A 21,806-nucleotide genomic window follows, 5' to 3' on the forward strand; every position below is an offset into this window, starting at 1 on the left:
CTGACCGTTCTCTTCGCTGAGTTCGATCCTCTCTTCCGCCGCCGTCCTCTGTGGACGGTTCTTCGCGACGCGCGCACACACCATGGAGCTTTCGTTGATCACTGTCGAGAACCTGACCAAGTCCTTCCCCGGCAAGAGTTCCCCCGTCCTCGCCCTGCGCGACGTGAGCCTCGAGATCGGGGCCGGTTCGCTGTACGGGGTCGTCGGCCCGGCCGGTGCCGGTAAGTCGACGCTCGCCAAGGTCGTTGCCCTGCAAGAGAAACCGGACCGCGGCACGGTGCGGCTCGACGGGCTGAACACCGCCGCGCTCGACGGGCGTCGGCTGCGCGAGGTGCGCCGCCAGGTCGCCGTCCTCGACGGCGCCGCGCCGCTGCACGCCGAGCGCACCGTCGCAGGCAACGTCGGCGCCCCGCTGGAGCAGCTCGGCGTCGACGGCCCGCAGCGCCGCAACCGCGTCGGCCGTGCGCTCGACCTCGTCGGCCTGACCCAGCGCGCGACGCTGCAGCCCGGTGAACTGACCGAGGGGCAGCGCCGCCGCGTCGCGCTGGCCCGTGCGCTCGCCACCGGCCCCGCGGTGCTGCTCGCCGACGACCCGACCGGCGGGATCGCCCCCGAGGAGGCCGGCTCGGTGCTCACCGTGCTCGACCGGGCCCGCGCCGAACTGGGCGTGACGGTCGTGCTCACCACCCAGGACGGCGGGGTCGTGCGCCGCGTGTGCGACCAGGTCGCGGTGCTGGACTCGGGCCGCGTCGTCGAGCACGGGAACCTGCTCGGCCTGCTGACCGACCCCGGCAGCCGGATCGCCGACACCCTGCTGCCCGCCATCGACACCCCCCAGTCGCAGCTCGCGGCGTACGAGCGGGCCGCGGACGTCGTGCTCATCGGCTTCGCCGCGGTCGGCGCCCTGCTGCCCGAGGCCGCGAGCCGGTTCGACGTCGAGCTGGCGACCATCGGCGGCGGGCTGACCCGCATCGGCGACACCCCCGTCGCGCGCTTCCGCGTCGGGGTCCGCGGCGAGCAGGCCGACCCGGCGCTGGCGTGGATCGCGGAGCACGGTGCCCACGTCACCCACCTGACCGGCGCGGCGAAGCACCTCGTCGCCGCCTGAGACAGGCGAAGCCGCCCCACAGGTCCTCCCACCTGTGGGGCGGCTTCTGCTCGTCAGGCCTTCTTCGGCCCGACGAGCACCCCCACCCCGATGGCGACGGCGGCGACGATCGCCCCACCCCAGCCGTTCGCGACCGCGTAGCCGTGCACGGTGGCACCGACGGTGCCCAGTCCGGCGGCCGACGCCGTCGCGCTGGAGGCGATCGTGTTCAGCGACGCCGTGCCCAGGGAGGCACCCACTTGCTGCGAGGTGGTGATGAACGCCGACGCCACCCCGGATTCCCGCGCCTCGACCCCCGCGGTCGCGGTGTTCATGACGACGGGCATCGCGAACCCGCCGCCCGCGCCGACCACGAGCTCGACCGGCAGGATCAGGCCCCAGTAGGACGAGTCCGGGGTCAGCTGGGTCAGCACCACCAGTCCCGCGCCCATCAGCAGCAGCCCGATCACCAGCAGCGGCCGCGGGCCCGTCCTGGGCAGCAGGCGCCGCGACAGCAGCGTCGAGACGAGCACGTTGCCCAGCAGGAACGGCAGGAACGCCAGCCCCGCCTGGAACGGGCTGTAGTGCATGATCGCCTGCAGCTGGTAGGTCAGGAACAGGAACATCCCGAACATGCCGAACGAAGCACCGGCGATCGTCAGGTAGCCGGCCGAGCGGGTGCGGTCGGCGAGGATCCGCAGCGGCAGCAGCGGGTTCGCAACCCTGGTCTGCCGCACCACGAACGCCACGACGAACACGACGGCGGCCGCGAGGAAGCCGAGCACGAGCCCCGAACCCCAGCCGCGGGTCGCGGCCTCGGACAGCGCGTAGACCAGCGAGACGATGCCGCCGCTGCCGAGGATCGCGCTGATCCAGTCGAGCTTCGTCTCGCGGTGCCCTTCGACCTTCGGCAGCACGAACCAGCCGAGGACGGCGGCGACGGCCGCGAGCGGCAGGTTCACGTACAGGCACCAGCGCCAGTCGAGGTACTCGGCGAGCGCGCCACCGGCCAGCAGCCCGAGCGCGGCGCCGGACATCATGATCGCGCTGAAGATGCCGAAGGCCTTCGCGCGTTCCTTCGCCTCGGTGAAGGTGACGGTGAGCAGCGAGAGCGTGGACGGCGCGAGCATCGCGGCGAAGACCCCCTGCGCCGCGCGGGCCGCGATGAACATGCCCGGTCCGCTCGCCGCGCCCCCGACGGCCGACGCGAGCGCGAACCCGATCGCGCCGACGATCAGCGTGTTCTTGCGGCCGAGCCGGTCGGCGAGCCGGCCGCCGAGCAGCAGCAGGCCGCCGAAGGCCAGCGTGTACGCGCTGATCGTCCACTGCCGGGCGGCGTCGGACATGCCCAGCTCGTGCTGGGCGGACGGCAGTGCGATGTTGACGATCGTGGTGTCGACGATGACCAGCAGCTGGGCCAGTCCGATCGCGACCAGCGCCCACCACCGGCGCTGGTCGGTTCTGGCCCCCTCGGGGGCCGCGAGTGTGGTTGTCATGGAGTTCCCCTCAAGCAGTAGGCTGGCGTCGGCATTACTTGACGGCCGACAAGTTAACTAGCCGGACGTAAGGTAAGCTCAAAACTAGCCGGGCGTCAAGTCAGTTTGAGAAGTTCTCAGGAAGGGGTGGGCGATGGCGGGGCGTCGCAGCGACACGAGGGAGCGGATCCAGCAGGTCGCGCTCGACCTGTTCGTCCACCAGGGGTACGAGAAGACGTCGCTGCGGGAGATCGCGGAACGGCTGGAGGTCACCAAGGCCGCGCTGTACTACCACTTCCGCACGAAGGAGGACATCGTCGCGAGCCTCCTGGACGACCTCGCCGTCTCGGTGGACGAGGTGCTGGAGTGGGCGCGTGCGCAGGAGGACCCGGCGGGGACCCGGCAGGAGCTCATCCGGCGGCTGGCCGCGCTCATCGGGGGGCGGTACGGCGCCGTGATGCGGCTGTGGCAGGAGAACCAGCCCGCGCTGAAGGACTTCCACGACCGCAACCCGCTGGTCGCGCGGATGAAGGAACTGATGACCATCATCACCGCCGGTGAGCGCGATCCGGCGGCGCTGCTGCGCGGGCGGCTCGCGCTGGCCGCGCTCGTCATGGGCAACGCCCCCCAGATGTGGGAGGACACCCCCGTCGAGGAGCCCGGGAAGGTCGCGCTGGAGGTCGCGCTCGACCTTGTTTCTCCTCGCGGGCGGCCTGCCGGGGACGCCACGTAGTCTTGACGGGTGCTAGCCGTCGTACCGCCACCAGTGACCGTGCGGGTGCCTTCGAAGATCAACCTGCACCTGTCCGTCGGCGACCTGCGCGAGGACGGTTTCCACGACCTCACGACCGTGTTCCACGCTCTGTCCCTGTCGGACGAGGTGACGGTCGCGGTCGCCGAGGAGCCGGGCCTGGAGATCTCCGGCGAAGGCGCCGAGGACGTGCCGACCGGTCCCGACAACCTGGCGTGGCGCGCCGTCGAGGCGCTGGCCGCGCACGTCGGCAGGACCGATCCCAAGGTGCGCGTCGTGGTGCGCAAGGGAATTCCGGTCGCCGGCGGGATGGCGGGCGGCAGCGCGGACGCGGCGGCCACCCTGGTCGCGTTGTCCTCGCTGTGGAAGCTGGACCTCGGGCGCGACGAGCTGGCCGAGATCGCCGCGACGCTCGGCAGCGACGTGCCCTTCGCGCTCTACGGCGGCACGGCGCTGGGCACCGGCCGCGGCGAGCAGCTCGTGCCCGTGCTGTCCCGGCACACCTTCCACTGGGTGCTCGCGTTCGACCACGAAGGACTGTCCACCCCGAGCGTGTTCGGCGAGCTGGACCGGTTGCGGGAGAACGGCAACCCGCCCCGCGTCGGTTCGCACGCCCCGGTCGTCGAGGCGCTGGCCTCCGGTGATCCGCGGCAGCTCGCGTTGCTGCTCGGCAACGACCTCCAGGCCGCGGCGGTCTCGCTGCGGCCGGGCCTGCGCCGGACGCTGCGCGCGGGCGTCAACGCCGGTGCGCTCGCCGGCACCGTCTCGGGCTCGGGCCCGACGTGCGCCTTCCTGTGCGCCGACGCGGAAACCGCGCTGGAGGTGGCGGCCGAGCTGGCGGGCGCGGGCGTGTGCCGCACGACGCGGGTGGCACACGGACCGGTGCCGGGTGCCCGTTTCGTCACCGGTGACGACGTTCGTCCCACTCCTCCTCCGCAGGTGCACGCATAAATGGCCAACCTGATCAACCTCGAGTCCGTCAGCAAGTCCTACGGCGTCAAGCCGTTGCTGGACAACGTTTCCCTCGGTGTGGCCGAGGGGGAGCGCATCGGTGTCGTCGGCCTCAACGGTGGCGGCAAGACCACGCTGCTGGAGGTGCTGTCCGGGATTGCCGAACCCGATTCGGGCCGCGTGAGCCGCGTCCGCGACCTGCGGATGGCCGTGGTCACCCAGCGCACCGAGCTGGGCGAGGGCACCACGGTGCGGGACGCCGTGCTGTCCCACTACGCCGCCGAGCACGAGTGGGCCGCCGACGCGCGAGTGCGGTCCATTGTGGACGGCCTCGGGCTGACCGCGCTGGGCCTGGAATCGCCGACCGCGAACCTCTCCGGTGGCGAGCGGCGCCGCGTCGCGCTGGCCGCCGCGCTGGTGGGCGACCTCGACCTGGTCGTGCTCGACGAGCCCACCAACCACCTCGACGTCGAAGGGGTGCGCTGGCTCGCCGACCACCTGCTGGCGCGCCGCACTGCGCTCGTCGTCGTCACGCACGACCGCTGGTTCCTCGACACGGTGTGCGGGCGCACGTGGGAGGTCGCGAACGGCAACGTCGAGCAGTACGAAGGCGGCTACGCGGACTGGGTGTTCGCCCGCGCGGAGCGCGCCCGGCTGGCGGCGAGTGCCGAGGAGAAGCGGAAGAACCTGGCGCGCAAGGAACTGGCGTGGCTGCAGCGCGGCGCCAAGGCGCGCACGTCGAAGCCGCGGTACCGGATCGAGGCGGCCGAGGCGTTGATCGCCGACGTCCCGCAGCCGCGTGATTCGGTGGAGCTGCTGAGCTTCGCGCGGCGCCGGCTCGGCAAAACCGTGCTGGAGCTGGAAGACGTCAGTCTGACCGCGGGCGACAAGCCGGTGCTCGACCACGTCACGTGGCGCATCGGGCCCGGCGACCGGATCGGTCTGGTCGGCGTCAACGGGTCCGGCAAGACGACGTTGCTGAAGCTGCTGGCCGGGGAGTCGGAGCCCGCGGGCGGACGGCGCGTGCAGGGCAAGACGGTCCGGCTCGCGCACCTGTCGCAGGAGCTGGAGGAGCTGCCGGGGCAGCTGCGCGTGCTGGAAGCGGTCGAGGAGATCTCCAGCCGCGTCGTGCTGGGCAAGCAGGAGATGTCGGCCTCGCAGCTGGCGGAACGGCTCGGTTTCCCGGCGGCCCGGCAGTGGACGCCCGTCGAGGACCTCTCCGGCGGTGAGCGGCGGCGGCTGCAGCTCGCCCGGCTGCTGATGGGCGAGCCGAACGTGCTGCTGCTCGACGAGCCCACCAACGACCTCGACATCGACACCCTGCAGCAGCTGGAGGACCTGCTCGACTCGTGGCCGGGCACGCTGGTCGTCGTCTCGCACGACCGGTACCTGGTGGAACGCGTGTGCGACGCGGTGTACGCCCTGTTCGGCGACGGCGGGATCACGCACCTGCCCGGCGGCATCGACGAGTACCTCTCGCGTCGCTCCGTGGTCGTGGCACCGGCGCCGGCCTCCGCGCCCGCGCCGAAGACGTCGTCCGCCGCGGAACACCGCGCCGCGATGAAGGAGCTGGGCAGGCTGGAGCGGCGGCTCGACGTGCTGACCAAGCGGGAGGCCGAGCTGCACGAGCAGCTGGCCGCGCACGCCACCGACCCCGGCAAGCTCGTGGAGCTGAACTCGGAGCTCAAGGCGGTGCTGGCCGAGAAGGACGACGTCGAGGCCCGCTGGCTGGAAACCTCCGAACTCGTCGAGTGATCCGGTCACACCGGCGGCGCCCCGTCCGTCAGGGAGAGTGACACGGATCCGGAGGGGGCTCGATGACCGAACAGGACTGGCTGGCCGAACGCTTCGAGGAGCACCGCGGTCACCTGCGCGCGGTCGCGTACCGCATGCTCGGCTCGATGACCGAGGCCGAGGACGCGGTGCAGGAGGCCTGGCTGCGGTTGTCGCGAGCCGGTGACGAAGGTGTCGAGAACCTGGGTGGCTGGCTCACGACCGTCACCAGCCGCGTCTGCCTCGACCTGCTCCGCTCGCGCAAGTCGCGGCGCGAGGAGCTGACCGGCGAGCTGCCGGACCCGGTCGTGGAGCTGCTCGACGGCCCGGAACAGCAGGCGGTGCTGGCGAATTCGGTCGGCCTGGCGCTGCTCGTCGTGCTCGACACGCTCGACCCCGCCGAGCGGCTCGCGTTCGTGCTGCACGACATGTTCGGCCTGCCGTTCGACGAGATCGCGGGCATCCTGGACCGCTCACCCGCCGCGACGCGCCAGCTCGCCAGCCGTGCGCGGCGGCGGGTGCGGGGCGCGCCGGAGCCGGACGCCGACCTGACCCGCCAGCGCGAGGTGGTGAACGCCTTCCTCGCCGCCGCGCGGAACGGCGACTTCGACGCGCTGGTGTCGGTGCTGCACCCCGACGTGGCGCTGCGTGCCGACGACGGCACCGGCCGCCGGGTGCGGGGCGCCGCGCAGGTCGCCGGGCAGGCGCTCCTGTTCTCGCGGGCGGGTGCCGGTGGCGCGCCGGTCCCGGCGCTGGTCAACGGCGCGGCGGGGGTCGTCGGCATGCACGACGGCAAGCCGGTCGTGGTCATGGGCTTCACCGTCACGAACGGGCTGATCACGGAGATCGACGTCTTCGCCGGGGCCGAGCGGCTCGGCAGGCTGGGGATATGCTGATCGCGTGGGCGCGCAAGGTGGTCAGCTGAGGATCGTCACCGCCCTGGCCAGGACCGGTTTCCTGGTGAACGCGGCGTACCTCGAAACGAGCCGCGAATACGGGCTGACCGCGCAGCAGGGGCAGCTGTTGTCCGTGCTGCGGTCGCGGCCGATGGGGATGGGTGAGCTCGGCGCGGTGCTCGGGCTGGCCAAATCGACCGTCACGGGGCTGATCGACCGGACGGAGAGGCCCGGCCTGGTCCGGCGGGAGCGGGACCCGGGCGATTCGCGGGCGGTCCGGGTCGCGCTCACGGAGCACGGACGCGAGATCGCGGAGGCGTTTTTCGCCGACATCTACCGGCGGATCGAGGAGCTCCAGATCTCGTTGACGGCGACCGAACGCCGCACGCTCGCCCAGCTGCTCAGCCGGGTCGTGGCCGACAACAAGGTGTCGGTGGTCTTCATGGAGCCGTCCGAGACTCCTCGTTCCTGACCTCTGCCCCAGCTTTGTCCAACTTGCTCCTTGATGTTCGACCTACGAACTAATATCGTTCATCCTGCGAACTAAGATCGTTCGAGGTGCGAACTTCCAGGAGGGTGAAATGAGCCGGATCGTGGTAGTCGGCGGGGGCTACGGAGGTGCCCTGGTCGCCAAGGAGCTGGACGCCGACGCGGAGGTCGTCCTCGTCGACCCGCGGGACGCGTTCGTCAACGTCGCCGGAGGGCTCCGGGCGCTGACCCGGCCGGACTGGGCGCCCAACATCTTCTTCCCCTTCGACGGATTGCTCGACAGAGGGCGCGTGGTGCGCGACAGAGCCGTTTCCGTCGACTCGGGAGGAGTGGAGCTTTCTTCCGGCGAGCGGGTCGAGGGCGACTACCTGGTGCTCGCCACGGGTTCCAGCTACCCCTATCCGATCCGGCCGAAGCGGGCGTCCACTGCGGACGCGCTGGCCGATCTCCGGGCGAGCCACGGGGAGCTGTCCCGCGCCGGGCGCGTGCTGATCCTCGGTGCCGGGGCGGTCGGCGTGGAGCTGGCCGGGGAGATCAAGGAGGTCTGGCCGGAGAAGCAGGTGACCGTCGTCGATCCGACCGGCGGGTTGATCCCGCGCCTGCTGCCCGAGGTCCGGGACGACCTGTGCAACCAGCTCGACAAACTCGGGGTGGAACTGCGGCTGGACACCGGCCTGACCGCGCTGCCCCCGACCGAACCCGGGCGGTTCGGTCCGTTCACCGCCACGACCGGCGACGGTGGCGAACTCGCGGCCGACATCTGGTTCCGCGCGTTCGGGGTCCGGGTGAACAGCGACTACCTGGCGGACGGCAGGCTCGTGGCGCTCACCGGCAGTGGCACGGTTCCGGTCACCGAACGCTTGCAGGTCCAGGGGTACGAGCACGTCTACGCGCTGGGCGACCTCGCTGATCTCCCCGACCCGAAGATGGCGTCGTATGCGCAGACCCAGGCCCCGGTGGTGGTGCGGAACATCAGGGCGCAGCTCGCGGGTGAACGAGCGGAAGCCGTGCACCGGCCGATGCCGGCACTGATGATCCTGCTGCCACTGGGCACGCGTGGCGGTGTCGGGCAGCTCCCGGCGGCAGACGGCGTCGCCCCGGCGACGTTCGAGACGGTTTCCCAGCGCAAGGGCGCGGATCTGTTCACCGCCCGTTTCCGGGAGCGGTTCGGTCTTCGTTGACCGTCTCGCCGTACCTCCCGGCCGGCCCCTCGCCCGACCGCCACCCCTCATCGAGACGCTGCGCGTCGCAGTACTGTCTTGCCCATGAGCAGGTTCGTCGACACCCTGGTCGCCACCGCGGCCGGGGGCGGTCAGCAGCGGGGGATGGTCACGGGGGAGCCCAAGGAGCCGGTGCGCCGGACGTGGGCCGAGGTCCACGAGCAGGCCAAGCGCCTGACGGGCGGGCTCGTCGAGGGCGGGTTGCGGCCGGGCACGCCGGTCGCGGTGCTGGCGGCGGCGCCGGCGTTGATCGCGCCGACCGTGCAGGGCGTGTGGCTCGCGGGCGGCAGCGTCACGATGCTGCACCAGCCGACGCCGCGCACCGACCTCGCCGAGTGGGCCGGGGACACCGTCAAGGTGCTGAACATGATCGGCGCCGGGCTGGTGCTGCTGGGTGAGCCGTTCGACGCGCTCGCGCCGGTGCTGACGGAGCACGACATCGCGTTCCGGATGATCACCGACCTGCTCGACGCCGAGCCGCTGGCCGAGCCCGTGCCGGTGGGCGAGGACGATCTCGCGCTGCTGCAGCTGACCAGCGGTTCGACGGCTGAGCCGAAGGCCGTGCGGATCACCCACGGCAACCTGTACACCAACATCAAGGCGATGGTCGACCGCGCGGAGTTCGTGTTCGACCAGGACATCATGGTGTCCTGGCTGCCGACGTTCCACGACATGGGCATGGTCGGGTTCCTCACCGTGCCGATGACGTTCGGCGTCGAGCTGATCAAGATCACGCCGGTCGAGTTCCTGTCGGGGCCGCTGATCTGGCCCGCGCTGATCAGCAAGTACCGCGCGACGACGACCGCCGCCCCGAACTTCGCGTACGCCATCGTCGGCCGCCGTCTGGCGAAGGTCGAGGAGGACGACGCGTACGACCTGTCCACGCTGCGCATCGCGCTGAACGGCGCCGAGCCGATCGACGAGACGGCGGTGAAGACGTTCACCGACGCGGGCGCGCGGTTCAAGATGCCGCCGGAGTGCGTTTTCCCCGCGTACGGCATGGCCGAGGCGACGCTCGCGGTGTCGTTCGCGCCGCTGTTCACCGGGCTGACGCTGGACCACGTCGAGGCGGACGCGCTGGAGGCGGACAACCGGGCGGTCCCGGTGCCGGAGGACGATCCGCGCCGCGGGACCGACGAGGTGCGGTCGTTCGCCGTGCTCGGCAGGCCGCTGGACGGGCTGGAAGCCGAGATCGTCGACGGTGAGGGGAAGCGGCTGGGCGAGCGGGAGGTCGGGGAGATCCGGCTGCGCGGCGAGGCGGTGACGCCGGGGTACCTGACGGTCGACGGCCCGGTCCCGACGCAGGACGAGAACGGCTGGCTCGCGACGGGCGATCTCGGGTACCTGGTGGACGGGCAGATCGTGATCTGCGGCCGCAAGAAGGACGTCATCATCATGGGCGGCCGCAACATCTACCCCACGGACATCGAACGCGCGGCGACTTCGGTGTCCGGTGTGCGGGCGGGGAACGCGGTCGCGGTGCGGATCGACGCGGGCACCAGGCGCGAGCGGTTCGCGGTGGTGCTGGAATCGAAGCTCGCCGGTGACGCGGAGGCGGAGCGCACGCTGGCCAAGGAGGTCGCGGCGCGCGTCCGCGATGCGGTGGACCTGCGCCCGTACGCGGTGGTCGTCCTGCCGACCGGCAGCCTGCCCAAAACCCCCTCAGGCAAGGTAAAACGCGCCGCGACGGCGGTGCAGTTCGCCGACCGGATCCACCAGTCGGCAGGGCACTGAGCGGAGGGCTGGCGGGGAAGCGCTTTCCGGGGCGGTGGGCGGGCTGGTGAGGTGGCCGGGAAGCGCTTTCCCGCGGCGGCGGAGGGCTGGTGAGGTGGCCGGGAAGGGCTTTCCCGAGCGGCGGGGGTTGGGTCTCCTGGCCTGGCCGGGCTTCGGCGCGAGGAAGCGCTTTCCAACTCCGGCGGAGACTGGGCTGGGTTGCCCTTTCGCAGCTCACGATCGCTGCCGCGCTGGGGAAGCGCTTTCCCGAGGGCTGGCGGCTGAGCTTGCCGGACCCGGGCTGGGGCCCGAGCGAGGGTGAGCGGCGGCTGTGCGGTCGCCGGTCTGCGGCGGACAGGCGAGGCAAACCCCGCCGCCCACCGGTGAACGCTTCCCGAAGGCACCAACCGAAGCCCCACCGCCCGCACCCACCCCCGCCCCGATCCCCAGCCGCACTTACGGCCGATCTGGCGTGTCAAGAGTGGCGAAGCCATCCCGAAGGGACGCCGAAGGCGCTCTTTACGCGCCTCGATCGGCCGTGAACACTCAAGGATCGGGGCGGGGGTGGGGCACCCAAGCAGGGCGGCCACGCCCGGTCACCAGCGCCGACCCCAGCCGCAGTCGCAACGCCAGCCGAGTCCAGGCCAAGCCCCAGCCGCAGCTCCAGCTCCTGCCGCAGCCCCACCGCAGACACAATCCCAGCCGCAGGCGCAACGCCAGCCGAGCCCGGGCCCAGAGCCCAGGCCAAGTCGCAAGGCGCCGAGCCCAGCTCCAGCCGCAGCCCAGGCCCCGAGCCCAACCGAACCAGCCCAACCGAACCAGCCCAACCGAACCAGCCCAGCCCAGCCCCCGAGCCGAGACCCAGCCCCAGGCCCCGAACTCAGCTCCAGCCGCAGCTCCAGACCCAGCCCCCAAGCCGAGAGCCCAACCCCACCCCCAGACACAAGCAAAGAGGGCGGAACGCCCCAGCGCCCCGCCCCCTGCTCCGCCTCCTCAAAACCTCAGAACTTGCTCAACTCCGCCCCCTGAGGCGGCGGCGCGGGGGTGTGCACCCCGGGCTCCTCCGCCCCGGTCCGCGCCTTCGGCAGCGGGTGCGCCTGCCCCGTGCGGGCGGCGAGCGTCTCCTCGGCGCGCTCCAGGAACTCGTCGACCTCGCGTTCGTCGTAGCCGCGCTTGCCCAGCAGCGGCTTGTCGAACATGACGTGGTGCACCTCGGCCGCGGTGAGGTCGTCCTGGTCCTCGAGGGTCTTCGCGATGCGCCGGACGAACGCGTCGACCTCGTTCTTGGCGTAACCGCGGCGGCCGATCGGCGCGTTGCCGAACTCCACGCGGTACACGTCTTCGGCGGTAAGGGACATGAAGAGTTCTCCACCTTCAGCTAGGACGGGACGCTTCCCGCACACAGTCCTAGCCGCGCCACGCCGCGGTCGGAAGGTTCGACCGGCGCATGAACTCGATGGTGAGAACCAGCCCACGCGTGTGGGTGAAGAGCCGCTACCCAGCGTGGAAGGTGTTCTGGGCCGCGACCAGCCCTTTGCTGATCAGCGCCTCGACCGCGTCAGCACAGCGGTCGACCTCGAACGGGAGCTCCTTGCGCTCGACCGTCGAGAAATCCTTCAGCACGAAATCGGCGGGGTCCATCCGGCCGGGCGGCCGCCCGATGCCGAAGCGCACCCGGTAGTACTCCTTCGTCCCGAGGGACTTGGTGATCGACCGCAGCCCGTTGTGCCCGTTGTCGCCGCCGCCGAGCTTCAGCTTCAGGCTGCCGAACGGCAGGTCCAGCTCGTCGTGCACGACGACGACGCCCGCCGGCTCGAGCTTGTAGAACTTGGCGGTGCCCGCGACGGGCCCGCCGGAGAGGTTCATGAACGAGCGCGGCTTCGCCAGGACGACGCGGCGGCCGGCCAGCCGGCCTTCGACGACCTCCGCGCCGCCCTTGTGCGCCTTGAACCTGCCGCCCACCCGCGCCGCGAGCTCGTCCAGCACCATGAAACCCACGTTGTGCCGGTTGCCGGCATAACGTGGCCCGGGGTTGCCGAGACCGACGAGCAGCACCTGCTCGCCGGTCCCGGGCAGCTCGGGGGTGGTCACTCCGCGGCGGCCTCTTCGCCTTCGCCCTCGCCGGCCTCGTCAGCGGTCTCGGCCTGCGGCTCGGTGACCGCGACGACCAGGGCCTCGGGGTCGGTCAGCAGGGTGGCGCCCGACGGCAGGGTCACCTGCGACGCGGTGATCTGGGTGCCGACCTCGGCGCCCTGGATGGAGACCTCGAACTGCTCGGGGATGTGCAGCGCCTCGACCTCGACCGAGATCGTGTCGACGTCCTGGTTGACCAGGCCGCCGGGGGCGGGCTCGCCGGTGATGACGACCGGCACGTCGACGGTGACCTTCTCGCCGCGCTTGACCACGAGCAGGTCGACGTGCTCGATGTAGTTCTTCAGCGGGTGCACGGTGATGGTCTTGGTGAGCGCCAGCTCGGTGTTGTTCTCCACGTCCAGCGTGAGCACGGCGTTGCTGCCGTTCTCGCGGACGACGCGGGCGAACTCCAGCGCCGGCAGCGCCAGGTGCCGGGGCTCGGTGCCGTGGCCGTACAGCACGGCGGGGATCTTTCCGGCGCGACGGGTGCGGCGCGCGGCGCCCTTGCCGAACTCGGTGCGCGGCTCGACGGACAGACGTACCTCGGACACGGTCTTGCACTCCTTCAACGGTGGAACTCGGTCGCACGGGGATCAGGCGGGTGGTGTCTGCGGCGGCGAGCTTTCCGGAACGTGCACAGCGCGTGGCTCTACTCAAGCCGCCGCGTCGATCACGTCGGGCCCTGGGGGTACCTGGAGTGCCCGCCTCGCCGAGACAACCTGTTCAGTGTAAGCAACCCCCGGCCGAGGGCTTGCGGTGGGTCGCTGGGCCCAGTAGGAAGCTTGAGTCAGGGGGTGTCCGAATGTCGCGCTGGACCGTGACCGCCTTTCTCGCTCTCGTCGCGGTGCTGACGCTGGCGGCGTGCGAGGCTTCGCCGTCGGGCGCCGGGCCCGACGTGCGTGCGGCGGTCGACGGCGCGCTCGGGGCGCTGGCCGACGAGACGGCCGTGACGTACGAGCCGGGCGGGGAAGCCGCGTTCACGGTGACCGGGAACGGGCTCGTCAGCGGCGTGCTGCCGATCCGGGGCCAGCAGGTCCGGGCGTTGCGCGCAGGGGGCGACCTCTACCTCCGGGCGCCCGCCGCGCACTGGCAGGCGCAGGGCATGGCGGCCGACCGCGCGATCGAGTACGGCACGCGGTGGGCCCGCTCGGCGCTGGGCTTCGACCCCGGCTGGACGTTCGCCCCGCCGGCGGTGGCGCGGGCGCTGCGGGCGGCGGTGCCGGACGTCGTGCGGCCGGTGCGGACCACGCTCGCGGACGGGCTCGACGTGTTCGACCTGTCCGGGCTGCGGGTCACGGCGATCCCGCCGTACCGGGTGGTGAGCTTCGCGTCCGCGTTGCTGGCGCCCGCCGTGGACCAGACCTTCGGGCCGGCGCAGATCGGCGTGCGGCCCGTCCCCGGTGCCGGTCTCGGCGCGGTGCGACGCGAGTTCGACGACGCCGTGGACAGCCTCGGGCAGCCGTTCGTCGCCGGGCCGGTGGTCACGACGACGGTCACCGGGCACACGCTCGACTGCGGCGCGTCCGGCTCCTGCACCGACACCGTGCACGTGGACACCAAGCTGCTGGGGAACGCGCCGAAGGCCTCGGCCAGGCTGGTGCTCAGGTCGCGGGTGTCCTCGCCGAAGCTCGGCGAGCAGGACTGCGGTCAGGAACTGGTGGCTCCGCTCGACACCGGCACGACGCTGTCGTGCTCGGTGAAGTTCTCGCTGCCGCGGCTGGGCGGTTCCGCGAAGGTCGCCGCGGCGCCCATGGTCACCGCCGAACCGGTGGCGACCGTCGACCCGGGCGAGCTCAAGCGCGAGGCCGCGGCCGCACTAGGTCGATGACCGGCGCGAACGCCTCCATCGACGGCTCCAGGACCGTGTAGTACGTGAAGCCGTAGCGCTCGCTGCGCGCGAGCAGCTCCTCCGCCATCCGTTCCGGGCTGCCGGTGAGGACCTGCGGGGCGCCGGCGTAGGGGTGGTCCTCGGGCACGACCCCCTGGATGAGCATGTTGTACTCCTGCTCCCGCTCGGCCCTGTCCCGCACGAACGCCACGCGCTTCCCGAGCTCGTCGGCGTCCGCCTGCTCGAACGTGCCGGGCGGTTTGCCCGGCACCTGCTTGATGCCGGAGAAGCCGACGATGTCGGCGTGCTGGGCGGCCAGCGAGAGCATCCCCTCGCCGTGGCCGCCGATCAGCAGCGGCGGCAGGTCGGGGACGCGTTCGCGCAGCTGTTCGAGGGTCTTCGCGAGGAACCCGATGCGGATCTTCGAGGGCCACCACGGCAGCCCGGCGTCGTCGAACTCGCTCTTCATGTGGCCCGCGCCCACGCCGAGCTCGAACCGGCCGCCGGTCAGCGTGCTGGTGGACTGGATGTCACGCGCCAGCAGCGCCGGGTTGTAGAACGGCACGTTGAGCACGAACGTCCCGACCCGCATGCGCTCGGTCGCGGCCGCCGCGGCGACCACCGACGGGAACGGCGCCGGCGCGCCGAGGTGGTCGGGGATGGAGATGACGTCGTAGCCGAGCTCCTCGGCGCGGCGGCACTTCGCCGCGAACCCCGCGTCCACCGTGCCCAGTGCGATCCCGAACCGGAAGTCCGTGCCGGAAACCAACGCGGCGAACGACCGGCGCGCACCGGTCGTTCGCCGCGGGCGGAAGGCTCAGGCGTGGCCGTCGAACAGGCTCGTCACCGAGCCGTCCTCGAACACCTGCTGGATGGCCTCGGCCAGCATCGGCGCGATGGACAGCACCGTCAGGCCGGGGAACCGCTTCTCCTCGGGGATCGGCAGCGAGTTCGTCACGATGACCTCGCGCGCCTTGCACTCCGACAGCCGCTCGGTGGCCGGGTCGGACAGGATGCCGTGCGTGGTGGCGATGACGACGTCCGCAGCGCCCTCGGCCAGCAGCGCGTCACACGCCTTCACGATCGTGCCACCGGTGTCGATCATGTCGTCGACGAGCACGCACAGCTTGCCCTCGACCTGGCCGACGACGCGGTTGGCGACGGCCTGGTTGGGCTTGTCGGGGTCGCGGGTCTTGTGGATGAACGCGATCGGCCGGTCGCCCAGCTGCGCCGCCCACTTCTCCGCCAGCCGCACCCGGCCCGAGTCGGGGGAGACGACCGCGATGTCCGCGTCGCCGTAGGTCTTCTTGATGTGGTCGGCCAGCAGGTTCTGGGCGAACAGGTGGTCCACCGGGCCGTCGAAGAAGCCCTGGATCTGCGCGGTGTGCAGGTCGACCGTCATGATCCGGTCCGCGCCCGCGGTCTTGAACAGGTCCGCGATCAGCCGCGCCGAGATCGGCTCACGGCCCTTGTGCTTCTTGTCCTGCCGGGCGTAGGGGTAGAACGGCATGACCACGGTGATCCGCTTGGCGCTCGCGCGCTTGAGCGCGTCCACCATGATCAGCTGCTCCATCACCCACTCGTTGATGGGCGTGGTGTGGCTCTGGATGACGAAGGCGTCCGTACCGCGCACCGACTCCTCGAACCGCACGAACAGCTCGCCGTTGGCGAAGGTGTGCGCGGTCTGCGGGGTGATCGTCACGTTGAGGTGCTCGGCGACCTCTTCCGCGAGTTCCCGGTGTGCGCGGCCGGAGAAGAGCATCAGGTTCTTCTTCGGCGTGCCGGACTTAGGACTCATTCTGACGACTCCCGCTCGGTTTCCGTTTTCCCTTCAGCGGCGAGCGCGGCTTCCGCCGCCTCCGCCGCGGGCGTGCCCGGCCTGCGCCGGGACACCCAGCCTTCAATGTTGCGCTGCGGTCCGGTGGAGACCGCGAGCGCCCCCGGCGGGACGTTCCGCCTGATCACGGTGCCGGCCCCGCTGTGGGCGCCGTCACCGACCTCGACCGGGGCGACGAACGTGGTGTCCGAGCCCGTCCGGACGTAGGAACCGATGGTGGTGTGGTGCTTGCGGACGCCGTCGTAGTTGGCGAACACGCTGGAGGCACCGATGTTGCTGTGCTCGCCGATCGTGGCGTCCCCGACGTAGGTCAGGTGCGGGACCTTCGAGCCCTTGCCGATGTTCGCCTTCTTGGTCTCGACGAACGTGCCGATCTTGCCCGACTCGCCCAGCACCGTGCCGGGGCGCAGGTAGGCGAAGGGGCCGACGCTGGCCCGCTCCCCGATCTCCGACTCCGAGCCGTGCGTGCGCACGACGCTCGCGCCCGCGGCGACCTTCACGTCGGTCAGCGTCGTGTCGGGGCCGATCACCGCGCCCTCGCCGATGCTGGTTTCGCCGTGCAGCTGGACCCCCGGCTCGATCCGCACGTCGCGGGCGAGCGTGACGCCCGCGTCCAGCCACGTGGTCGCCGGGTCGACGACGGTCACGCCGGACAGCTGCCAGCGGCGCACGATGCGGCGGTTCAGCTCCGCCCCCAGCACCGACAGCTGCACGCGGTCGTTGACGCCCTCGGTGAGCCACGGGTCGTCGACCACGAGCGCGCCGACCTTGCGGCCGTCGGCGCAGGCATTGGTGAGCACGTCGGTCAGGTACAGCTCGCCCTGCGCGTTGTCGGTGGACAGCCGCGTCAGCCCGTCGGCCAGCAGCGCCGCGTCGAAGGCGTACACCCCGGAGTTGATCTCGGAGATCTCCAGCTGGTCCTCGGTCGCGTCGCGCTGCTCGACGATGCCGCGCACGGCCCCGTCCGCGTCGCGGATGATGCGGCCGTAGCCGGTCGGGTCGTCGAGGACGGCCGTCAGCACGGTGATCGCGTTGCCCTCGTCGCGGTGCTCGGCGAGCAGCGCGGCCAGCGTTTCGGTGTCCAGCAGCGGAACGTCGCCGTAGCTCACCAGCACCGTGCCGGTCAGCTCCGCCGGCAGCGTGGCCAGCGCGCACGACACGGCGTGCCCGGTGCCCTGCTGGGTCTCCTGCACCGCCGTGGTGATCGGCCGCCCCAGCGCCTTGCCGAGCTGGTCCAGGTGCGCGGAAACGGCTTCGCGCCCGTGCCCCACCACGACGACGAGGTGCTCGGGGTGCAGCCCGGCCGCGGCCCGCACCGCGTGCTCGACGAGCGGTCTGCCCGCGATGGGGTGCAGGACCTTCGGGGTGGCGGAACGCATCCGGGTGCCCTCGCCCGCGGCGAGGACCAGTGTGCTCAAGGGGCCGGTCACGGCACTCCCAACTGCAGACGGCGTTGCTTCACCGGGGCGCGAGTCCCGGGCCGCTCCGATCCTACGGAAGCTCTTCGGAAAGCGACGGCGGGTCGGTCTCCGCCCACGGCCCCGCCCCGTCCCCCGGCACCGCGTTCGCCGTCGCCACCTGGTCACCGCCGCCGCGTTTCGCCTGGTACATGGCGGCATCGGCGCGCGCGAGGACCTGGTCGGCCCGCTCCTGCGGGCGCAGCGAAACGAGGCCCACCGACAGGGTTACCCCGTGTGAGAGGTGGTGTGGCAGGGACGACACCGCGTTGACCGCACGCATCAAGGCCTGCTTCGCGGCGGACACCGGCGCGCCCGGCAGCAGCGCGACGAACTCGTCCCCGCCGTAGCGCGCCACGATGTCGTCCCCGCGCAACGCGTCCCGCAGCGTGCTCGCGACGACGCGGAGCACGTCGTCACCCTCCGCGTGGGAATGCTCGTCGTTGACGCCCTTGAACCCATCGAGGTCGATCAGCGCGACGGCGAGCGGCTGGGCCGTGGTGGACTGGGAAAGCGTGCGCAGGTGCTCGTCCAGCGCGCGGCGGTTCGGCAGGCCGGTGAGCGGGTCCTGCAACGCCTGCTGGCTGATCGCGCCGTGCTGGGCCGACAACCGCTCGTGCTCGCGGCGGGTGTTGAGCGTGGCGATCTGCGACTCGCGCAGCGACCACAGCTCCATCTCCAGCACGGTGGCGTACTCGACGACGGAGTTCAGCCTGTCCCGGTCCGCGTTCTCCTCGAAGTCCAGCCGCGCGAGCTCGCGGATCAGGTTGAGCCGCATGGAGGGTTGCGAGTTGTCCTCGTCCAGGCTCGACCTGGTGGCCTGCAACGCCTTCAGCGCGTCGTCCCGGCGGCCGGCGATGTCGAGGCAGCGGGCGAGCGCGATGGTCACGATGACCTGCTCGTGCGGGTAGCCGGGCTCGATGAGCAGCCGCTGCAACCGGTCCACGTGCGACGGGTCGGGGCCGGCGAACGCGAGCGCGGCCGCGAGCACGCCGACCTGGTCGACCGCGGGCACGCCGATCCGGCGCGGGAACAGGGATTCGGCGAACGGCGCCTCGACCGCGACCGCCATCGACGCGGCCGTCTCGAACTTCGTGGCCGCCTCGCGGTGCCGGTCGACGCGTTCGAGCCGCAGCCCCCAGCCGAGCAGCATCTTGACGCGGTTGATCAGCTGCAGCGTGATCTCGTGCGGGCCCGCCGTTTCGCGGACCGCCTGGTGCGCCCTCGCGATGACCTCCTCGGCGGCCTCGTACACGCCGAGCTGGTTCAGCACGAGCCAGCAGTCGATGAAGGCGCTCGACTGCGTCTTCGCCCATTCCCGGCGCGGCATGTGCATGTCCGGCCGGTCGGAGTCGTCCAGGATCGCCAGCGCGCGGGCGATCTCGGTGAGCGCGGCGTCCTCCTGCGCGGCGAGCACGAGCCTGCGGCCCCGCAGCGCGTGCGCGTCCGCGCGGTACAGCGACAGCCCGTGACGGCGCGTGTGCGCGAGCATCTCGTCGAGCAGGGGCTCGGCTTCCGCGGCGTAGCCCCGCGTGACCAGGCGGGCGAGCGCGGCGGCGCGCAGCAGTTGCGCGACCAGCACCGGTTCGCCGCGGCGCTGGGTCTCGTCGAGCAGTTCGTCGAGGGTGCGGACGATGTCCAGCTGCTCCTCGTGGTCCGTGTGCTGGACCGCGGCGATCAGTTCCCGGGCGCGCCCCACCAGCCAGGCATCCGACATTTCGGCCAGAGCCGGTCTTCTGCTCGTCTCGCTTTCGCCTTGCAGGGGGGCACCCCCTCGCTCGTCGGGGTCGGGCACGCTCCAGCTCCGCCGCCAGGATTCGAACCTGAACTGTCAGAACCAAAATCTGAAGTGCTGCCAATTACACTACGGCGGATCGTGCCTGGTCAGAATACCGACGCCGGAAACCCCGCGCGGGCGAGGGGTTGGGCGGCCGTTTGAGCACTCCCCAGCGGGGTAAACCTCCTGTACCGTAACTTACGGAAACGTAGGTTAGGCGACCCTGTGACAGGTCGTTCTCGCAGGAAGAAGTGGTTGCGCATGACGGCTACCCTTGAGCCCACTCCCACCAAAGGCCCGAAACCGGTCATCAGTGGACAACGCCCCTTCGGCGTCCAGTTCTCGGTGTACCTCGGAGTGATCCTCCCGCTGGTCGCGTTGCTGGCCGCGGTCCCCTTCGCCTGGGGGTGGGGGTTGAGCTGGGTGGACGTCGCGCTCTTCGTGGTCTTCTACTGCATCAGCGGTCTCGGCATCACCGTGTCCTACCACCGGTACTTCACGCACGGCTCGTTCAAGGCGAAGCGCTGGCTGCGCGTCGCGCTCGCCATCGCGGGCAGCCTCGCCGTGCAGGGGCCGGTCATCACCTGGGTCGCCGACCACCGGCGGCACCACGCGTTCTCCGACCGCGACGGGGACCCGCACTCACCGTGGGCGTTCGGCACGTCGCCGGTCGCGATCGCCAAGGGTTTCTGGCACGCGCACATGGGCTGGCTGTTCGAGCGCGACCAGAGCAACGCCGAGCGCTTCGCGCCGGACCTGCTCAAGGACCCGGCGATCAAGAAGGTCGACGACTACTTCTGGCTGTGGACCCTGCTCACGCTCGTCGTGCCGGGCCTCATCGGCGGCCTCGTGACGTGGTCGCTGTGGGGCGGCGTGACGGCGTTCTTCTGGGCCGGGCTCGTGCGCGTGTGCGTGCTGCACCACGTGACGTGGTCGGTGAACTCGGTCTGCCACATGATCGGTGAGCGGCCCTTCGCGGCGCGGGACAAGTCGGCGAACTTCTGGCCGCTGGCGATCCTGTCCTTCGGCGAGTCGTGGCACAACCTGCACCACGCGGACCCGACCTCCGCGCGGCACGGCGTGAAGCGCGGGCAGATCGACATCTCCGCGCGGCTGATCTGGCTGTTCGAGAAGTTCGGCTGGGTGCACGACGTGCGCTGGCCGACCCCGACGAGGCTCGCCCGCCTGGCCGCCGAATAACCACCTATTAGTAGCCTGCCCCAGTGGCGGGAAGACGACGCAAGAAGGACGCTGTCACGGGCGCCCGGCCTCCGGAGCCGGTCGTCCGTGTCCGCATGACGGGCGCGGAGCGGCGGCAGCAACTGCTCAACGTCGCCCGCGCCCTGTTCGCGGAAAAGGGTTTCGACGGCACCTCCATCGAGGAGATCGCGCACCGCGCCAACGTCTCCAAGCCCGTGGTGTACGAGCACTTCGGTGGCAAGGAAGGCATCTACGCCGTCGTCGTCGACCGGGAGACCCAGCTGCTGCTCGACCGCATGGTGTCCACTTTGCACGGTGGGCATCCGAGGGCGATGCTGGAACAGGCGGCGAGCGCGCTGCTGGGTTACGTCGAGGATTCGCACGACGGCTTTCGCATCCTCGTGCGCGACTCGCCCGTCGCGAGTTCGACGGGCACTTTTTCCACGCTGCTCAACGACATCGCGAGCCAGGTCGAGCACATCCTCGGCCAGCAGTTCGCCGCCCGCGGCTACGACGAGAAGCTGTCGGCGCTGTACGCGCAGGCGCTCGTGGGCATGGTCGCGCTGACGGGCCAGTGGTGGCTCGACGCCCGCAAGCCCAAGCGTGACGAGGTGGCCGCGCACCTCGTGAACCTCGCGTGGAACGGGTTGTCGCATTTGGAGCACAAGCCGAAGCTGCGGCTGTACTAGTTCCCCGCGCGGCGGTTCAGGTCCGCCAGCAGGATCTTCAGCAACCCCGCCAGTTGGTCGCGCTGTTCCGGGGTCAGCGCCGACAGCAGGCCTTCCTCGTGGGTCAGCAGGTCGTCCACCGTGCGTTCGATCTCCGCGTGCCCCGCTTCGGTGAGTTCCACCAGCACGCCGCGTCCGTCCTCGGGGGAGCGGAGCCGTCGCACCAGCCCGTCCCGCTCGCAGCGGGCCACGCGCTGCGAAACCGCGCCAGGGCTGACGAGTGTGCGGCGCGCCAGCTCGCTCGGCGGCAATCGGTAGGGCGGGCCCGCGCGGCGGAGCGTGGACAGCAGGTCGAGCGTGCCGGCGTCCATGTCCAGGCGCAGCATCGTGGCGCGCCGGTCGTCGGTGAGCAGTTTGGCGATCCACCAGATCCGCGTGATGACCCCGATCGAGCCGACCGGCGTGCTGGGGCGTTCCCGGGCCCACGCCTGCTGGATGGCGTCCGCCCCGTCGCTTGACGGGATTTCCGGCTGCTCGGTATCGTCGGCCAC

General features: G+C 71.3%; 20 protein-coding genes and 1 tRNA gene. 11 read left to right on the forward strand and 10 right to left on the reverse strand.

Going from position 1 to position 21,806, the window contains the following annotated elements:
* The first annotated feature begins 94 nt into the window (after nt 1–94).
* Nucleotides 95–1,108, forward strand: a complete 1,014-nt coding sequence (locus BMZ92_RS22700; RefSeq protein ID WP_091511198.1) for a methionine ABC transporter ATP-binding protein — start codon at nt 95–97, stop codon at nt 1,106–1,108.
* A 53-nt stretch (nt 1,109–1,161) separates the two neighbouring features.
* Here the strand turns inward: BMZ92_RS22700 and BMZ92_RS22705 are convergent, their stop codons facing one another.
* Nucleotides 1,162–2,583: an MFS transporter gene (locus tag BMZ92_RS22705; RefSeq protein WP_091511066.1), complete on the reverse strand. Its 1,422-nt coding sequence runs from the start codon at nt 2,581–2,583 to the stop codon at nt 1,162–1,164.
* 133 nt (nt 2,584–2,716) lie between these two features.
* Between BMZ92_RS22705 and BMZ92_RS22710 the strand changes: the two genes are divergently transcribed.
* From BMZ92_RS22710 to BMZ92_RS22740, 7 genes are all read left to right on the forward strand, one after another.
* Nucleotides 2,717–3,295 (forward strand): TetR/AcrR family transcriptional regulator, encoded by a 579-nt coding sequence (locus BMZ92_RS22710; RefSeq protein ID WP_091511068.1) that lies wholly within the window; start codon nt 2,717–2,719, stop codon nt 3,293–3,295.
* Nucleotides 3,296–3,304: 9 nt separating this feature from the next.
* Nucleotides 3,305–4,264 (forward strand): 4-(cytidine 5'-diphospho)-2-C-methyl-D-erythritol kinase, encoded by a 960-nt coding sequence (locus tag BMZ92_RS22715; RefSeq protein WP_091511070.1) that lies wholly within the window; start codon nt 3,305–3,307, stop codon nt 4,262–4,264.
* A complete protein-coding gene (locus BMZ92_RS22720; protein ID WP_091511072.1) occupies nt 4,265–6,019 on the forward strand; it encodes an ABC-F family ATP-binding cassette domain-containing protein in 1,755 nt (584 codons plus the stop codon). It abuts the gene before it with no gap.
* 62 nt (nt 6,020–6,081) lie between these two features.
* Nucleotides 6,082–6,933 carry a sigma-70 family RNA polymerase sigma factor gene (locus tag BMZ92_RS22725; protein ID WP_091511075.1) on the forward strand — a complete coding sequence of 284 codons (852 nt, stop codon included), beginning with the start codon at nt 6,082–6,084 and terminating at the stop codon, nt 6,931–6,933.
* Nucleotides 6,934–6,937: 4 nt separating this feature from the next.
* Nucleotides 6,938–7,405 carry a MarR family winged helix-turn-helix transcriptional regulator gene (locus BMZ92_RS22730; protein WP_091511076.1) on the forward strand — a complete coding sequence of 156 codons (468 nt, stop codon included), beginning with the start codon at nt 6,938–6,940 and terminating at the stop codon, nt 7,403–7,405.
* Between the two features lie 109 nt (nt 7,406–7,514).
* A complete protein-coding gene (locus tag BMZ92_RS22735; RefSeq protein WP_091511079.1) occupies nt 7,515–8,603 on the forward strand; it encodes an NAD(P)/FAD-dependent oxidoreductase in 1,089 nt (362 codons plus the stop codon).
* Nucleotides 8,604–8,687: 84 nt separating this feature from the next.
* Nucleotides 8,688–10,376, forward strand: a complete 1,689-nt coding sequence (locus BMZ92_RS22740; protein WP_091511082.1) for a fatty acyl-AMP ligase — start codon at nt 8,688–8,690, stop codon at nt 10,374–10,376.
* A 980-nt stretch (nt 10,377–11,356) separates the two neighbouring features.
* Here the strand turns inward: BMZ92_RS22740 and BMZ92_RS22745 are convergent.
* The 3 genes from BMZ92_RS22745 to BMZ92_RS22755 form a co-directional block, all read right to left on the reverse strand.
* A complete protein-coding gene (locus tag BMZ92_RS22745; protein WP_091511084.1) occupies nt 11,357–11,713 on the reverse strand; it encodes a DivIVA domain-containing protein in 357 nt (118 codons plus the stop codon).
* A 136-nt stretch (nt 11,714–11,849) separates the two neighbouring features.
* Nucleotides 11,850–12,446: an aminoacyl-tRNA hydrolase gene (gene pth / locus BMZ92_RS22750; RefSeq protein WP_091511086.1), complete on the reverse strand. Its 597-nt coding sequence runs from the start codon at nt 12,444–12,446 to the stop codon at nt 11,850–11,852.
* On the reverse strand, nt 12,443–13,039 hold the full coding sequence (locus tag BMZ92_RS22755) for a 50S ribosomal protein L25/general stress protein Ctc (protein ID WP_091511200.1): 597 nt from the start codon (nt 13,037–13,039) through the stop codon (nt 12,443–12,445). The genes pth and BMZ92_RS22755 overlap by 4 nt, the downstream gene beginning before the upstream one ends.
* Before the next feature lie 251 nt (nt 13,040–13,290).
* Here BMZ92_RS22755 and BMZ92_RS22760 point away from each other — a divergent pair, with 251 nt between their 5' ends.
* Complete coding sequence (locus tag BMZ92_RS22760; RefSeq protein WP_091511088.1) at nt 13,291–14,316, forward strand: hypothetical protein; 1,026 nt, start codon at nt 13,291–13,293, stop codon at nt 14,314–14,316.
* Here the strand turns inward: BMZ92_RS22760 and BMZ92_RS22765 are convergent.
* From BMZ92_RS22765 to BMZ92_RS22785, 5 genes are all read right to left on the reverse strand, one after another.
* A complete protein-coding gene (locus BMZ92_RS22765; protein WP_091511090.1) occupies nt 14,282–15,085 on the reverse strand; it encodes a TIGR03621 family F420-dependent LLM class oxidoreductase in 804 nt (267 codons plus the stop codon). The genes BMZ92_RS22760 and BMZ92_RS22765 overlap by 35 nt on opposite strands.
* A 48-nt stretch (nt 15,086–15,133) precedes the next feature.
* The gene (locus BMZ92_RS22770; RefSeq protein WP_091511093.1) at nt 15,134–16,114 is read right to left on the reverse strand and encodes a ribose-phosphate diphosphokinase; all 981 of its coding nucleotides are present in this window, start codon (nt 16,112–16,114) and stop codon (nt 15,134–15,136) included.
* Nucleotides 16,111–17,583, reverse strand: a complete 1,473-nt coding sequence (gene glmU, locus BMZ92_RS22775; protein ID WP_091511096.1) for a bifunctional UDP-N-acetylglucosamine diphosphorylase/glucosamine-1-phosphate N-acetyltransferase GlmU — start codon at nt 17,581–17,583, stop codon at nt 16,111–16,113. Before glmU ends, BMZ92_RS22770 begins: the two co-directional genes overlap by 4 nt.
* Before the next feature lie 61 nt (nt 17,584–17,644).
* The gene (locus BMZ92_RS22780) at nt 17,645–19,327 is read right to left on the reverse strand and encodes a GGDEF domain-containing protein (RefSeq protein WP_091511099.1); all 1,683 of its coding nucleotides are present in this window, start codon (nt 19,325–19,327) and stop codon (nt 17,645–17,647) included.
* A gap of 85 nt (nt 19,328–19,412) precedes the next feature.
* Nucleotides 19,413–19,484 (reverse strand) — tRNA-Gln (locus BMZ92_RS22785).
* A gap of 164 nt (nt 19,485–19,648) precedes the next feature.
* On the opposite strand from BMZ92_RS22785, the gene BMZ92_RS22790 reads away from it, so the two are divergent.
* A complete protein-coding gene (locus BMZ92_RS22790; RefSeq protein ID WP_091511101.1) occupies nt 19,649–20,587 on the forward strand; it encodes an acyl-CoA desaturase in 939 nt (312 codons plus the stop codon).
* Nucleotides 20,588–20,682: 95 nt separating this feature from the next.
* Complete coding sequence (locus BMZ92_RS22795) at nt 20,683–21,276, forward strand: TetR/AcrR family transcriptional regulator (RefSeq protein ID WP_091511103.1); 594 nt, start codon at nt 20,683–20,685, stop codon at nt 21,274–21,276.
* Here BMZ92_RS22795 and BMZ92_RS22800 read toward each other — a convergent pair.
* Nucleotides 21,273–21,806: a MarR family winged helix-turn-helix transcriptional regulator gene (locus tag BMZ92_RS22800; RefSeq protein ID WP_091511203.1), complete on the reverse strand. Its 534-nt coding sequence runs from the start codon at nt 21,804–21,806 to the stop codon at nt 21,273–21,275. The genes BMZ92_RS22795 and BMZ92_RS22800 overlap by 4 nt on opposite strands.

The organism is Amycolatopsis sacchari (assembly GCF_900114035.1).
GTDB lineage: Bacteria > Actinomycetota > Actinomycetes > Mycobacteriales > Pseudonocardiaceae > Amycolatopsis_E > Amycolatopsis_E sacchari.